Origin of the sequence: Croceicoccus naphthovorans (assembly GCF_001028705.1) — a bacterium.
Taxonomy (GTDB): domain Bacteria; phylum Pseudomonadota; class Alphaproteobacteria; order Sphingomonadales; family Sphingomonadaceae; genus Croceicoccus; species Croceicoccus naphthovorans.
Window position 1 is genome coordinate 2,736,921 of record NZ_CP011770.1, and the last position, 14,311, is coordinate 2,751,231.

Annotated in this window: 16 protein-coding genes; 6 read left to right on the forward strand and 10 right to left on the reverse strand. The window is 65.1% G+C overall.

What is annotated here, in order from left to right; all coding sequences use genetic code 11:
* Positions 1 to 11: 11 nt before the first annotated feature.
* From tatA to AB433_RS13740, 7 genes are all read right to left on the reverse strand, one after another.
* A complete protein-coding gene (gene tatA / locus AB433_RS13710) occupies positions 12 to 248 on the reverse strand; it encodes a twin-arginine translocase TatA/TatE family subunit (RefSeq protein ID WP_047821750.1) in 237 nt (78 codons plus the stop codon).
* A 29-nt stretch (positions 249 to 277) separates the two neighbouring features.
* Positions 278 to 928 carry an SMC-Scp complex subunit ScpB gene (gene scpB, locus AB433_RS13715; protein ID WP_047821752.1) on the reverse strand — a complete coding sequence of 217 codons (651 nt, stop codon included), beginning with the start codon at positions 926 to 928 and terminating at the stop codon, positions 278 to 280.
* Positions 925 to 1,677, reverse strand: coding sequence for a segregation and condensation protein A (locus tag AB433_RS13720; protein ID WP_047824132.1), 753 nt, complete (start codon positions 1,675 to 1,677; stop codon positions 925 to 927). The genes scpB and AB433_RS13720 overlap by 4 nt, the downstream gene beginning before the upstream one ends.
* Before the next feature lie 41 nt (positions 1,678 to 1,718).
* Positions 1,719 to 2,747, reverse strand: coding sequence for a beta-N-acetylhexosaminidase (gene nagZ, locus AB433_RS13725; protein ID WP_047824134.1), 1,029 nt, complete (start codon positions 2,745 to 2,747; stop codon positions 1,719 to 1,721).
* A gap of 69 nt (positions 2,748 to 2,816) precedes the next feature.
* On the reverse strand, positions 2,817 to 3,473 hold the full coding sequence (locus AB433_RS13730; protein WP_053059177.1) for an SPOR domain-containing protein: 657 nt from the start codon (positions 3,471 to 3,473) through the stop codon (positions 2,817 to 2,819).
* A 19-nt stretch (positions 3,474 to 3,492) separates the two neighbouring features.
* Entirely contained in the window at positions 3,493 to 5,238 is a 1,746-nt protein-coding gene (gene argS, locus AB433_RS13735) for an arginine--tRNA ligase (RefSeq protein WP_047821754.1), read from the reverse strand.
* 184 nt (positions 5,239 to 5,422) lie between these two features.
* Positions 5,423 to 6,076, reverse strand: a complete 654-nt coding sequence (locus tag AB433_RS13740) for a hypothetical protein (RefSeq protein WP_047821756.1) — start codon at positions 6,074 to 6,076, stop codon at positions 5,423 to 5,425.
* Positions 6,077 to 6,272: 196 nt separating this feature from the next.
* Between AB433_RS13740 and ispH the strand changes: the two genes are divergently transcribed.
* The 3 genes from ispH to rnhA are packed head-to-tail and all read left to right on the forward strand — an operon-like array spanning position 6,273 to position 8,676.
* Positions 6,273 to 7,241 carry a 4-hydroxy-3-methylbut-2-enyl diphosphate reductase gene (gene ispH, locus AB433_RS13745; protein ID WP_047821757.1) on the forward strand — a complete coding sequence of 323 codons (969 nt, stop codon included), beginning with the start codon at positions 6,273 to 6,275 and terminating at the stop codon, positions 7,239 to 7,241.
* A 5-nt stretch (positions 7,242 to 7,246) separates the two neighbouring features.
* Entirely contained in the window at positions 7,247 to 8,227 is a 981-nt protein-coding gene (gene thrB / locus AB433_RS13750; protein WP_047821759.1) for a homoserine kinase, read from the forward strand.
* Positions 8,224 to 8,676, forward strand: a complete 453-nt coding sequence (gene rnhA / locus AB433_RS13755; protein ID WP_047821761.1) for a ribonuclease HI — start codon at positions 8,224 to 8,226, stop codon at positions 8,674 to 8,676. The genes thrB and rnhA overlap by 4 nt, the downstream gene beginning before the upstream one ends.
* A gap of 5 nt (positions 8,677 to 8,681) precedes the next feature.
* Here rnhA and AB433_RS13760 read toward each other — a convergent pair whose 3' ends face one another.
* The 3 genes from AB433_RS13760 to AB433_RS13770 form a co-directional block, all read right to left on the reverse strand.
* Positions 8,682 to 8,864 carry a YegP family protein gene (locus AB433_RS13760; RefSeq protein ID WP_047821762.1) on the reverse strand — a complete coding sequence of 61 codons (183 nt, stop codon included), beginning with the start codon at positions 8,862 to 8,864 and terminating at the stop codon, positions 8,682 to 8,684.
* Between the two features lie 66 nt (positions 8,865 to 8,930).
* Positions 8,931 to 10,034 carry an NAD(P)/FAD-dependent oxidoreductase gene (locus AB433_RS13765; protein WP_047824141.1) on the reverse strand — a complete coding sequence of 368 codons (1,104 nt, stop codon included), beginning with the start codon at positions 10,032 to 10,034 and terminating at the stop codon, positions 8,931 to 8,933.
* Complete coding sequence (locus AB433_RS13770; protein ID WP_047821765.1) at positions 10,031 to 10,993, reverse strand: alpha/beta fold hydrolase; 963 nt, start codon at positions 10,991 to 10,993, stop codon at positions 10,031 to 10,033. Before AB433_RS13770 ends, AB433_RS13765 begins: the two co-directional genes overlap by 4 nt.
* Before the next feature lie 113 nt (positions 10,994 to 11,106).
* Here AB433_RS13770 and AB433_RS13775 point away from each other — a divergent pair, with 113 nt between their 5' ends.
* The 3 genes from AB433_RS13775 (at position 11,107) to AB433_RS13785 (ending at position 14,287) form a co-directional block, all read left to right on the forward strand.
* The gene (locus AB433_RS13775) at positions 11,107 to 11,622 is read left to right on the forward strand and encodes an A24 family peptidase (RefSeq protein WP_047821767.1); all 516 of its coding nucleotides are present in this window, start codon (positions 11,107 to 11,109) and stop codon (positions 11,620 to 11,622) included.
* A gap of 102 nt (positions 11,623 to 11,724) precedes the next feature.
* On the forward strand, positions 11,725 to 12,714 hold the full coding sequence (gene cpaB / locus AB433_RS13780; RefSeq protein ID WP_047821769.1) for a Flp pilus assembly protein CpaB: 990 nt from the start codon (positions 11,725 to 11,727) through the stop codon (positions 12,712 to 12,714).
* A 73-nt stretch (positions 12,715 to 12,787) separates the two neighbouring features.
* Entirely contained in the window at positions 12,788 to 14,287 is a 1,500-nt protein-coding gene (locus tag AB433_RS13785) for a type II and III secretion system protein family protein (RefSeq protein ID WP_245626667.1), read from the forward strand.
* Positions 14,288 to 14,311 lie beyond the last annotated feature (24 nt).

Consider the following 14,311-nt stretch of genomic DNA (forward strand, 5'->3'; position numbering starts at 1 on the left):
CGCCCGCGTCCTCAGGCCTTCTTGTCGCTCTCTTGCGTTTCGGCGGTGGCGGTCGGCGTCGCGCTCGGCGCGGGATCCTGCGGTTTGTCGAGACGCAGCGCGTCCTTCCCGCTTTCGTCGTTCATGCCTTGCTTGAAGCTTTTGATGCCCTTGCCGAAATCGCCCATCATTTCGGAAATGCGCCCGCGCCCGAACAGCACGAGGATGACGAGCGCGATGATGATCAGTTGCCAGGGGCCGACGTTCACTTCGAATTCTCCTAAGGGATACGCCCTCTTTAGGCGCTTTCGCCGTCCATATCCAGTGGACGTGTGTCGTCATCGTGACGGTCGTTGCCGGTATTTTCGTCGCCTTGGTCGGACGTCGCTGCGCGGAGGTCCAATTCGCGCTCCATCGCATCCTCAACCGGTTCCAGCAGGCCTGCGGCGCGCAGTTCCGCCAAACCGGGCAGGTCCCGGCGGCTGGCAAGACCGAAGTGGGTCAGGAATTCCGCCGTCGTCGCATAGATCACCGGGCGGCCCGGCACTTCGCGGCGACCGGCTGCGCGGACCCAGCCCGCCTCCATCAGCACGTCCAGCGTGCCCTTCGCGGTCTGGACGCCGCGGATCGATTCGATTTCGGCGCGGCTGACCGGTTCGTGATAGGCAATGATGGCCAGGCACTCGGTCGCCGCGCGCGACAGGCGTTTCACGTCCTCCCGCTCTTTGCGCAGCAGTCGGGCCATGTCGGGCGCGGTCTGGAAATGCCAGAGCTTGCCCCGCTTCACGAGGTTCACGCCGCGCTCACGATACGTTTCTTCCAGTTCGGCCAACGCATCGCGCACGTCGGCGCCGTCCAGGTGTTCGCTGATGTCCTCCCTGCTCAGCGGCTTTTCCGCTGCGAAGAGAACCGCCTCCACCGCACGCACAAGGTCGTCGGGCGCGCTCACGAATCGCCCCGCTTCATCGACCGTAATCGCAGCGGCCCGAAGACCTCGTCCTGATCCAGTTCGGCCCGCCCCTGCTTCGCCAGTTCCAGCGCGGCGACGAAGCTGGATGCCAACGCCGATTTCTTAAGCTGAGGATCGGCATGGGGCGGCAGGAACTGGCGCAGTTCCATCCAGTCCAGCGCGACGCCCAGCATCGAAGATACGCGCGACAGGGCGGACTCCAGCGTCATCACCATCCGTTCGCGCACCATATGCACGACCGGCGCGGTGCGCGCCTTCACCTGCCCATAGGCCTGGACAAGATCGAACCACTCACACTCCCACGCCCGCTTTTTCAGCACGCGCAGCCCCTCCGGCGCACCGCGCGTAAACGTATCGCGGCCTAGCCGATCGCTGGCCATCAACCGCGCCGCCGCATCGCGCATCGCGGCCAGCCGTTGCAGCCGCAATTGCAGGCGCAGCGCCAGCTCCTCTGGGCTGGGATCTTCCTGCTCGTCCTTGGGCAGCAGCAGCGCCGATTTGAGATAGGCCAGCCAAGCCGCCATCACGAGGTAATCGGCGGCCAGTTCCAGCTTCAACTCACCCGCCTGTTCGATAAAGGCGAGGTACTGGTCGACCAGTTCAAGGATAGAAATCTGGCGAAGATCGACCTTCTGCCGCCGCGCCAGGTCGAGCAGGATGTCGAGCGGGCCTTCGTACCCGTCGATGTCGAGATAGAGCCGGGCCGGATCGTCGCTCTGTTCGACCATTGGCGCAATGGCGTCGGGCGCGTCCCAGTCCAGCTCCTCGTTCACGCAGAGACCCCGGCGGCGGCGAGCAGTTCGTCGCGCTTGGCAATCGCCTCGCTGCGCCGCTCCGCGCCCTCAAACGGGCAGGCAACATGCGCTCCCGCCATAGCGCGATCCAGCCGCGCCCGCGATTCGCGGCGCATTTGGGGCAGCAGTTCGGCGATGCCTTCCATATCGTCCATCTTCGCCCAGCAATTCAACACGACATCGCACCCGGCGGCGACGGCGGCGGCGCTGCGTTCGGGGATCGTGCCCGACAGTGCCTCCATGTCGATATCGTCACTCATCAACAGGCCATCGAAACCGATACGTTCGCGGATGATCCGGTCGATGACCTTGGGCGATTGCGTCGCGGGGCGGTCGGCATCCCAAGCAGTGAAGACGATATGCGCGCTCATCGCCATGGGCGCGTCTTTCAGCGATTCGAATGGAGCAAGGTCGGCGGCGAGGTCTGACTCGCTGGCGGTGACGGTGGGCAGGTCCTTGTGGCTGTCGCACAGCGCGCGGCCATGGCCGGGCATGTGCTTGACGATGCCGACGACACCCGCCTCGGCCAGTCCATCCAGACACGCCCGGCCCAGCGCCGCGACGCGCATCGGATCGTGGCCATAGGCGCGATCACCGATGACATCGTGCGCGCCTTCCTGCCGCACGTCGAGCAACGGGAGCGCATCGCTGCTCACCCCCGCCTCGGCCAGGTCCAGCCCGATGGCGCGGGCATTGCAGCGCGCGGCCTCTATCGCCGAAATCGGCGCAACATCGTAGAGCCGGTCGAACACGCCCTGCGGCGGATACTTGGGCCAAACGGGCGGCTTCATCCGCGTTACCCGCCCGCCTTCCTGATCGATCAGGATCAGCAGGTCGTCGCGCCCGTGAAGCTCTCGCCAATCATCGGTCAATGCCCGCATCTGCGCCGGGCTTTCGCAATTGCGCCCGAACAGGATGTACCCCGCCGGATCGCAAGAGCGAAAAAACGCGCGTTCCGCGTCGGTGAGCGCAAGGCCCGAGGTGCCGAAGATTGCAGGTATCATCGATTCGAAACGTGCCGCCAACTGCCCCGCGAAGGCAAGAGTCGCAAGGCCGCCATGCCCCGATTCACGTCAGCGCTTCACTTGGCACTCTATGCCGTTGCGCCGCATATCGTCGCAAAGCGCGAACGCAGCAGCAGTGTTCGCGGCGACCGCCTGCAAGCGATAGACCACCCCTATATCGGCGCGGCCCTGCACAATGCGGCGGTCATAGCTGCCCAGCGGCTCATACCGGCTGCGGATCAGGTCCCAGCCCTTCCGCGCGTCGGCCTCGCTGGAATAAGCGCCGACTTGCACCGCAACGCCGGTCAGCGGCGGTTCGGGCGATGCCGCCGGTGTCGGCGAAGCGCGGTCGGTGGGAGTTGGCACCGGCGAGGGATCGGCCAGAACCGATCGATCATCGACCCCCTCGCCCACCTTGTAGGCGGTATCGCCCGTGCCCGCGACTTGCGCGCCGCCGGGGTTTTCGGGCCGCACCTTGTAGGGCTCTTCCGGCGCCTCGATCAGCGACCCGTCGCCTTCGGGCGGACGGCTGATCCAGTCGCTCAGCCCTACGAAACTAAGCGCGATGACGGCAGCCAACACCACCACGAACCCGGCGAATTTGCCGATCCGACCCCAGTCCAGCCCCTCGTCGACATCCTCGTCCGCCGATTCGAGCCACGGCAGGCGCATGTCCGGGTCGTCCAGCGCGAGCCGCGCCTCCCCGTCGTTGCCTGCCCTGTCCATGCCTTGCACGCCCTTTGCCTTAAAGCTGCTCCGCCGCCTCGACACCCAGAATGCCAAGGCCGTTGCGGATCACCTGCCCGACTTGCGCGGCAAGATGCAGCCGCGCACCGGACATGTCGGCATTGTCGGCCACCACGAAACGCTTGTCTATCCGGTCGTTGCCGATGTTCCAGTAACTGTGGAAGGCTGCGGCCAGATCGTTCAGGAAGAACGCGATCCGGTGCGGTTCGCGCGCGCGCGCGGCGGCTTCGACCTGACGCGGGAACTGCGCGGCAACCTTGATCAGGTCCATCTCTTCCTCGCCCAACAGGCCCAAGTGATCGGTGGACGGCGCAAAGCCCGCTTCCGCGCCCTTCGCCAGTGTCGAGCAGATGCGCGCATGGGCGTACTGCACATAAAACACCGGGTTGTCCTTCGACGCCTCCACCACCTTGGCGAAATCGAAGTCCATCTGCGCCTCTGGCTTGCGGGTCAGCATCGTGAAACGCACGACATCCTTGCCCACTTCCTCGACCATGTCGGCGATGGTGACGAAGTTGCCCGACCGCTTGCTCATCTTGGCCGGTTCGCCATCGCGCAGCAGCTGGACCATCTGCACCAGCTTCACGTCGAACGGCTTTGCCCCGCCCGCGTCGCCTTCGGTCAGCGCGGCAACGGCGGCCTTGATCCGCTTGACCGTGCCCGCATGGTCCGCGCCCCAGATGTCAATCAGCGCGTCGGCACCTTGCGCCTTCTGGTAGTGATAGGCGAGGTCGGCGCCGAAATAGGTCCAGCTGCCATCGCTCTTCTTGATCGGCCGATCCTGATCGTCGCCGAACTGGGTCGAGCGGAACAGCGGCAGTTCGACCGGCTCCCAATCCTCGGGCGTCTTGCCCTTTGGCGCCTCGAGCAGCCCGTCGTAGACAAGGCCTTTCTCGCGCAGGAGCGCCTCCGCCGCCTCCGGCTTGCCGGCGGCTTGGAGTTCGGCCTCGGACGAGAACAGGTCGTGATGAATGCCCAGCGTGGCAAGATCGTCGCGGATCATGTCCATCATCGCGGCAACTGCCCTTGTGCGGAACAGCGTGAGCCATTCGCTCTCGGGCGCGTCCTTGTAGGTATCGCCGAATTCCGCAGCCAGAGCCTTGCCGATGGGGATCAGGTAGTCGCCGGGATAGAACCCTTCGGGAATTTCGACCGTCTCGCCCAGCGCCTCGCGATACCGAAGGTGCACCGACCGGGCGAGCGTCTGCACCTGCGCGCCTGCATCGTTGACGTAATATTCCTTGATAACCGCGAACCCGGCAAACTCCAAAAGGCCCGCCAGCGCATCGCCGACAACCGCGCCCCGGCAGTGGCCCATGTGCATCGGGCCGGTCGGGTTGGCCGAGACATATTCGACGTTCACCGTCTGCCCCGCGCCCATCGCGCTGCGGCCATAGGCATCGCCAAGGCCCGCAATCGCGCCCAGTTCCCCGATCCACGCATCGCCCGCCAGCCGCAGGTTGATGAACCCCGGTCCGGCTATAGATGCCTCTGCCACGGCAGGATGATTCGACAATTCGGCCACCAACGCCTCTGCCAGCGCGCGCGGATTGGTCTTCGCAGGCTTGGCCAGCACCATCGCCGCATTCGTCGCCAGATCGCCATGCGAAGGATCGCGCGGCGGCTCCACCGCGACATTGGCGCGGCTGATTTCGGCAGGCAGCGTTCCGGCGGCAACAAGCGCATCCAGCGCCGCATCGACGGCCCGGGTCATGGTATCGTGAATGGTAGCAGTATCGGTCATGGCCGCGCGGTTAGCGGAGTCGGGCCGATAGGGAAAGTGAAGTTCGGCGGACTCGCTCCACCGTGGCGCGAAGCGACTCCTGCAAGCGCGAACGCGCGCCGGCGCTAATGCGGCGAAGCCAAGGCCCCCGGATGGGAACCGCCCGGCGTTTGAGGGGTCCTCGCAGCGCGAGGACACAATCAAATCAACGCGTGGCGTTATATGCCAGCTGTTCTTGCGTCAGCTGAAAGCCGATCAGCATTTCGAACGTCGCGCGCGCCACAGCCGCCTTCACCTCTGGATCGGCCAGCGGATCGAGCGCGGCATCCGCATCGCCAGCCTTGCGGCGGCGCGTGATCTTTTCGCGGATCTCAGCCGGAAGCGTCGCGGCGGTGGCATCGACGTAAGTCCCGGCCTGTGCGGTTGCCTGCGCACGGTCCTGCCCCGCGGCGAAGTTCACGCGCACGGTGCCGACGCGCTTGCTGACCACGGCGGTGCCGCCCTGCAGCACGGTTACGAAGTATGGCAGGTCCACGCTGCGCGCGCCGGTGTTATCGCGGCGGGTCGCCAGCACGTCAAAGCTGGCTTGCGAATAGACGCGGTTGCCCGATTCGTCACAGGTTGGCCGGACATTGGTGATCACCGCCGTCACGTCCAGGGCCGACTGAGTCTTCGCGCCGGGCTGGGTAAAGGTGGTGACGTTGCCGGTATAGTCGGGCACGCCGACCGCCGGGCACAGCGAGCGGATCGCAGTGATGCCAACGCCCTGATTGACGACAAGATCGCCCTGCGACTTACAGCCGGCCAGCGCGGCGGCGGCCATCACGACGGTGGCGGCGGTGCGGAAACGGATGGTCATCAGCGGGAAACCTGTGCCTTGCATGCTTGTTCTTGCGCCCTGCCCTAGCCCGCCCTTGGCGGATCGGCAATGCGGCAGGCACGATATATGCCCTATGGCGCGCTGTGGCCCCGCGAACCTGTCTGCAACATTTACCGATGGCGCATTGCGTGCGCGGCGCTTTACGCCGGGGGTCGGGCGGGCTTAAAGGGCGGGCATGACTTCATCCGCCTCTGCCACAAATGCCCGCACCGCCCCGTTGCGCCTGCTGATCGCCGCCCCGCGCGGCTTCTGCGCCGGGGTGGACCGCGCGATCGAGATCGTGGAGCGGGCGATCGAACGCTATGGCGCGCCGGTCTATGTACGGCACGAGATCGTGCACAACCGCTTCGTCGTCGATTCGCTGAAGGCCAAGGGCGCGATCTTTGTCGAGGAACTGGACGAAGTGCCCGATGGCGTGCCGGTGGTATTTTCCGCTCACGGCGTGCCGAAATCGGTGCCCGCCAATGCCGAGGAACGCGGACTGGACTATCTGGACGCGACCTGCCCGCTGGTCAGCAAGGTTCACCGCCAGGCGGAACGTCAGGTCGAGGCAGGACGCCACATCGTGTTCATCGGGCACAAGGGCCATCCCGAAGTTGTCGGCACATTCGGACAGGTGCCTGACGGTGCAATGACCCTGGTCGAAACGGTAGAGGATGTCGCCGCCCTGTCATTCGGACCGGACGAGCCTTTGGCCTACCTTTCGCAAACCACTCTTTCGGTGGACGACACCGCCCAGATCATCGCCGCGCTGGAAGATCGTTATCCCGCCATCGTCGCGCCCAAGGCCGACGACATCTGCTATGCCACCAGCAACCGTCAGGCAGCGGTAAAGGCCATCGCGGGCGAATGCCAGCTGGTGTTGGTGATCGGTGCGCCCAATTCGTCGAACTCCCTGCGGCTTGTCGAAGTCGCCCAGCGCATGGGGGCCTGTGCGCAGCTGGTACAGCGCGGCACAGACGTCGATCCCGCGTGGCTCGACGGTATCGACACCGTCGGCCTGACAGCCGGAGCCTCCGCACCCGAAGTGCTGGTTCGCGAAGTGGTCGACCGGATTGCGCAATTCCGACCGCTGACCGAGGAAGTCGTCCGCACCGCGCAGGAACGCATCACCTTCAAGCTGCCCCGTCAGCTTCAGGACTAAACGGCATGGCGGTCTATACCCGGATCGGGGCCGAGGACATGGCGGCGCTGATCGCGCAGTTCGATGTCGGCACGCTGACCAGCGCCAAGGGCATTGCCGAGGGTGTATCGAACAGCAACTGGCTGATCGAGACGACCGGCACGGACGGTTGCGGCGCGCGCTTTATCCTCACCGTGTACGAAGAACGGACCGAAGTAGAGGACCTGCCGTTTTTCCTGGGCCTGCTCGACCACCTGGCCGCCGCCGGTTGCCCGGTGCCGCGCACGATCCACGACCGCAGCGGCGCGGCGTTCCGCCAGATCGAGATGGGCGGCGAGGTCAAGTCGCTGGCCCTGATCGAGTTCCTTCCCGGCGTGTCGGCGGACAACCCCACCTCGGCACAGGCCCATGCGGTCGGCGGTGCGATGGCGCAGATCCACCGGGCGGCGCAGGATTTCGGCATGAGCCGCAAGAACGGCATGGGCCATGCCGCGTGGCGCGGGTTCGTCGAATCGTGCCAAGGGCGCTGGGCAGAGATCGACCCGAAGCTGGAGGCGGTGCCCGGGCTGGTCGACGAGGTCATCGCCGACTGGCCCCGCGAATTGCCGCAATCGGTGATTCATGCCGACCTGTTCCCCGACAACGTCCTGCTGATGGGCGATGCGGTATCGGGCCTGATCGACTTTTACTTCGCCTGCACAGAACCGATGGCCTACGACCTAGCCGTCGCACATGCGGCATGGAGCTTTTCGCCAGACGGCAAGCGCCACGATGCCGCCATCGGCAGGGCCCTGATCGAAGGGTACGAAGCGGTTCGCCCGCTGACCCAAATCGAGCGCAACGCGCTGCCGCTCTTGGCGCAAGGCGCATCGCTGCGCTTCCTGTTGACGCGGGCATACGACTGGCTGAACACGCCCGTCGATGCGCTGGTCACGCGTAAAGACCCCTGTGCATTCTGGAACCGGTTGGCGTTCTATCGCGAAAACGGTGCGTCGGTTTTCGCATGACCCCGGAAACCAAAAATCGCGTCCAGATTTTCACCGACGGCGCCTGCAAGGGTAATCCCGGCCCCGGCGGCTGGGGCGCGCTGCTACGGCTGGGCTCAACCGAAAAGGAACTTTCGGGGCGCGAGGCGCAGACCACCAACAACCGCATGGAACTGACCGCGGTGATAGAGGCGTTGAAGGCGCTGAAACGCCCCTGTGAAGTCGACCTGTTCACTGACAGCAAGTACGTGATCGACGGCATCACCAGCTGGGTTCACAACTGGCAGAGGCGCGGGTGGAAGACGGCGGCGAAGAAACCGGTCCTCAACGAAGACCTGTGGCGCGCGCTATTGGACGCAACCGCGCCGCACCAGATCGCGTGGCACTGGGTAAAGGGCCACGCCGGCCATCCGGAAAACGAACGCGTCGATACCATCGCCAGCGATCAGGCTCTGCTGGCGGCGGGTTAGCGCGTTTATTCCTTGGTGGTGTCGATCAGTTCGGCCTTGGGGCCGTTCTTGATGATCGAATCGATCGCGTTCTTGGCACTGGCTCTCGAGGAATAGCCCTCTGTCCAGAACATCGTTTCGGCGTTGTAGCAGAAATAGGCGACGAACTCGCCCTTCTTGTTCTTCCGGATTTCGAAACGATGCGCCATGCCAATCCCCAATCTTTCGTTCGACCGGGGCGGCAACTTAACGCGCTGAACGCAGCGCGCAACCGCTCAATTCATCGCAAATCGCGCCGGGTCATAGGGTGAAGGATCAATCCCGTCGGCAATCGACGACACCCGCTTGCCCAGCAACAGCTGCGCCGCCAGCGCCGCCCCGGCAGGCGCGGTCTGGATGCCAAAACCGCCCTGCCCCGCGCACCAGAAAAAACCCGGCACCTTCGCGTCAAAGCCATAGACGGGCAGCCGGTCGGGCGCGAAACTGCGCAGGCCCGCCCACTTGCGCTCTACCGCCTCCACCTCCCAGCCGATCACCTGCTCCATGCGCTCGATGGCGATGGCCACGTCCAGTTCATCCGGCGCGGCATCGCAAGGCGCACTCGGCGTCTCGTCATGCGGGGTCAGCCAGATGCGCCCGGCCTCGGGCTTGAAATAGAACGTCTCGTTGATGTCGAGAACCAGCGGCACGTCGTTCGGCACTTCGGGCCTGGTGCGCAATTGCACGACCGTGCGGCGCAGCGGTTCGATCCCGATGGGCGCGGCACCGGCGATTTCGGCGACACTATCCGCCCAGGCTCCGGCGGCGTTGACCAGTGTGTCGCACGCAACCTGCGACCCGTCGGCCAAGTCCAGCCGCCAGCCATCGGCCTCGCAATACGCCGCCTTCAACTCCGCGCGCGTACGCAACGCGGCCCCCGTCTTCTTCGCCGCCGTCAGGTAGTGCTGGTGCAAGGCCGCGACGTCGATGTCCGAGCATGGCGCTTCCCAAGCGGCGCAGGTCCATTCCTCGGCCAGTCCCGGCACACGCGCTTCTATCTCGTCACGGCCCAGCAACTCGACATCCGCACCCAAAGCGGCGAACCGCTTTACGAATGCCTCAACCTTGGCCCGATCCGATTCGCGCCCGATATTCAGCGCCCCGCGCGGCGACAGAAAACCGCCGTCGCGCAGGAACGGGCCGGAAGCAGCGGTCAGCGGATAGACGCCGGGTCCGCCATAAGTCTCTTCCCAGAACGCCGCGCTGCGCCCGGTGGCGTGATAGCCGGGCCGCTCCTCCGTCTCGATCATCAGCACCGATGCGTGCGGTGCGACCATCGCGGCAAGGCTGGCTCCGGCCATGCCCGCACCGACGATGACGATATCGTACCGCTCGCTCACCACGCGGGGGCTTTTTCGGCAAGGAAGCGATCGATGGCGGCCAAGGCACGCTCGCGCACCGGATCGGCTTCCCGCAGAATCTCGTGCGCGGCCTCGCGCCCGAATTCCAGCAATTCGGCTTTTGGCAACAACTTCGCCGCGCGCCGAATCGCGGCGGGCGAAACCAGCCGGTCGGCCTTAGTCGACAGCAGCAGGGTCGGCACTTCCATGCCAGCCAGCGCCCCGGTTTGCATGACGCGCTGCATCGAGACCACCGCCTGCTCCAGCCAGCCCCAGCTTCCCGGCCCCATCACCAGTTCGGGCCGCGCCTGCCGCCACCAACCTTCGTCGGCGTAACGCTCCGCATCGTGGGTCAGCAGCGCCTTGCGCCCCGCCGGAAACTCGCCGGGCCGCTCGCTCCACTTCCATGCCGGACGACGCGGATCGCCCATTCCGGCGCGCCAGCGGGCAAAACCGCGCATCAGCCAATAGGGCAGCTGGATGCCCGAAAAACCCAGCATTGGCGCGACGAGCACCGCCGCGACCGGATCGATTCGCTTTTCCTCCAGCGCGCGTAGCGTCAGGTGCCCGCCCATCGAATGCCCGATTGCGACATGCGGCCCGCGGTGCGCCGCGCGCCATTGCGGCCAGAACGCGTCCAGATCGTCGATCCAGTGCGCAAAATTATCGACATGGCCGGTGGTGGCGTCAGTGCCCAACCGCCCGGACCCCGCCTGCCCACGCCAGTCCAGCGCCGTCACCGCCCAGCCTTTCAGATGCCAGCCGTGCAGCGTTTCCAGATACTTTTCGTAATGATCGCCCCGCCCCGCCAGAAACAGGATCGCCCCGCGCACACCGCTTTCGGCAGCCGCACCGGGCCAGTCGATCCGGCGCACCGCGTGGCCGTCGGCGGCGTGCCATGTCGCCTCGGTCGCGACCGGCGGGATCGCACGGCGGAATTGCGCTGCCGACTGGCTCACCGGTCAGACGAAAGCCGGTTTGTGTTGGTTACTGTTTGGTAAGCCATCGCGCTTAGACCGGGCCCCAAGTTGGTAAATTTTGCCGAACCCATCGATCGTGAAAAGGGCCCTGAATGAACACCGCACTGGTCACTTACGGATTGCTCTGTTGCTTGGCAATCGCGGTCCTTTACGCCGCGTTCACCGATATCCGCAGCCGCAAGATCACGAATCGCCTTACGCTCAGCGTCGCGCTTAGCGCTCCCGCCTTCTGGTGGGCATCGGGCCTGTCGCTGTGGCCGGGCGTCGCCATCCAGATCGCGCTGGCCGTCGGCATGTTCTTTTTCGGCGCGCTGATGTTCCGTTTTCGCCAGATGGGCGGCGGCGACGTAAAGTTGCTGACCGCGATCGCGCTGTGGTTGCCGCCGATGGTTTTCGTGGCGTTGATGCTGATGATCTGCATCGCCAACGGCGTTCTGACGGTCGCCATGATCCAACGCCACCGCAAGGCGAAACGCCGCGGACGCGACGTTGGCCAGCTGCAGATTCCCTACGGCGTTTCGGTGGCGGTCTGCATGCTCGTGCTGCTCGCGGCCAAGTACGGGCCGGGCCTGCAGCAGACCTTAACAACGAATTCGATGCTGTCTTGACCTGATTTTAACCATTGCGGGCGAGTCTGGCCCGGTAACGCAGTCGCGAGAGAGAATCGAAAACGCGACTGATGTGGACATGACGAAGGGGCGACTAGAGCCATGGACAAGAAGAAGCTGATTTTGCTGGTTGTGGCGCTTGTCGTCGCGGTGGGTACCGCGCTGATGGCCCGTTCCATGTTCGCCGGCAACGCCGCACCTCAGGTTGAGGCTGCCACCACCGAACCGCAGGGCCCGCGCGTCCTGGTCGCGACGCGCAAGCTGCCCGTCGGCACGATCATCACCGCCGATGCCCTGCAGTTCAAGCTCTGGCCCAAGGAAATGGTGCAGGATGCCTATTTCGTCGAAGGTCAGGCCGACATGAACAAGCTGCTCGGCACCGTCGCCCGCTTTCCGGTTACCGCCGGTCAGCCGGTGACGCAGGGCGCGCTGGTCATGCCCGGCGATCGCGGTTTCCTTGCCGCGGCGCTTGGCCCCGGCATGCGCGCCGTGACGATCCCCGTTTCGGCCAAGACCGCCGTTGCCGGTTTCGTATTCCCGGGTGACCGCGTCGATCTGATGCTGACCCAGAAGGTCAAGGAAGGCGAACAGTCCTTCAGCGCGACCGAAACCGTGCTGCGCAACCTGCGCGTTATCGCCACCGATACCCGCACCGACAGCCAGGTCGTCGACGGCAAGACCGTCGTTGCCAAGACCAGCATGGTCACGATCGAAGCGACCCCGCGGATCGCCGAGAAGATTTCGGTCGCCCAGACGCTCGGCTCGCTCAGCCTCTCGCTGCGTCCGCTGGCCGATACGCGCGCCGAACTGGATCGCGCCATCGCCCGCGGCGAAGTGGTCGTCCCCGACGGCGCCTCGCCCGAGGAAGAGGAAGAGATCCTGCGCCTTGCCATGAACAAGCCGCAGGAAGGCAAGTCGACCTACCAGACCGGTGGCGACGTCTCTCGCTTCGCCTCGCGCATCAACAGCGCACCTGCCCCGCGCATCGGTGGCGGCGGCGCAGCAGCCCCGGCTGGCCCTGCAAAGCCCACCGGCCCGGTCGTCCGCATTACCCGCGGTACCAACACCGCGATGGTCCCGGTCAAGAACTGAGCCCGCACAGCCCAGAGAAACGAAGGACCAGACGGTCATGAGCAAGACAATCCATTCCCAGGGGGGAACCAAGATGAAACGCCTGCTTGCCAGCATTGCCTTCGCCGCCACCGCACTGGCGCCGATCGGTGCCGCCGGAATTTCCGGCACGGCCGCCGCCCAGACCTTGGCCAAGCCGACCAACGAAATCGTCTTGTCGGTCAAGACCGGGCAGCTGGTCACGATCAACGGCCGGATGGCCGATATCTTCATCGCCGACGAATCGATCGCCGACGTGCAGGTGAAGTCCAGCAACCAGGTCTTCGTTCTGGGCAAGGCGCCGGGTGAAACCACCCTTTATGCCGCCGATGCAGCGGGCAACATCATCTGGTCGTCGATCGTCCGGGTCGGCAACAATATCGACAGCATCGACCAGATGCTGACGTTGGCGATGCCCGAGGCGCGCATCCAGACCGCGACGATGAACAACACCATCCTGCTGACCGGTACGGTCGCGGCCCCCGAAGACGCGGCAGAGGCCGAACGCCTTGTCACCGCGTTTGTCGGCGAAGGCACCAACGTGATCAGTCGCCTGCGCCTGACGACGCCGCTGCAGGTCAACCTGCAGGTCCGCTTTGCCGAAGTCAGCCGCACGCTGGTTCGCGCCCTGAATTCGAACCTGCAAGTGTTCGACAGCACCGACGGGTTCAACTTCGGCGTGCAGCGTGGCACGGACTTCATCGAAGAAGCCTTCGACGAGAACAACAATGTGACAGGCGCCAAGTACGCACTGGGCGAATCGAACACGAACCTGATCACGCAGTTTCCGCAGTTCCTCGGCCTCGACGTTATCAGCTTGCTCGAAGCGGCCGAAAATCAGGGTCTGGTCACCACGATTTCGCAGCCGAACCTGACCGCGCTGTCGGGCGAGACCGCCGAATTCCTGGCGGGCGGCGAATATCCAATCCCGACCAGCTCGGGTCTCGGCTCGACCTCAATCGAGTTCAAGAAGTTCGGCGTCTCGCTGTCCTACACCCCGACGGTGCTGGCCAACGGTCGCATCTCGATCCGCGTCCGTCCGGAAGTGTCCGAACTGTCGACGCAGGGCGCTGTCACCGTGGGCGGGTTCTCTATCCCCGCCCTGACAGTCCGCCGCGCGGAAACGACGATCGAGCTGGGTTCAGGCCAGAGCTTCATGATCGCCGGCCTGCTGCAGAACCAGTACAGCACCTCGATCGAGAAGACGCCTGCAATCGGCGATATTCCGATCCTCGGCAATCTGTTCCGTTCCAACTCCTATCGCCGCGGCGAGACCGAGCTGGTGATCGTGGTGACGCCGTATCTGGTGAAGCCGGTCGACGCGAAGGACATCAAGCTGCCGACCGACGGGTTGCAGTCGCCGGGCGAAATCGAACGCCTGCTGCTGAACAAGTGGACGGACGGCGACGCCAGCAAGACACGCCCGATGCCGCGCGCGGCGGAAGACGTGACCGCGCCGTCGATCAGCGCCGCAACACCGGGTGCCGCTTATCCGGCACAGACACCGGTTCGCAGTGCCGACGCGGGCAATTCCGCCCCGGGCTTTTCCTTCTGATCCGCGCTTGAAGAGGTGATGACG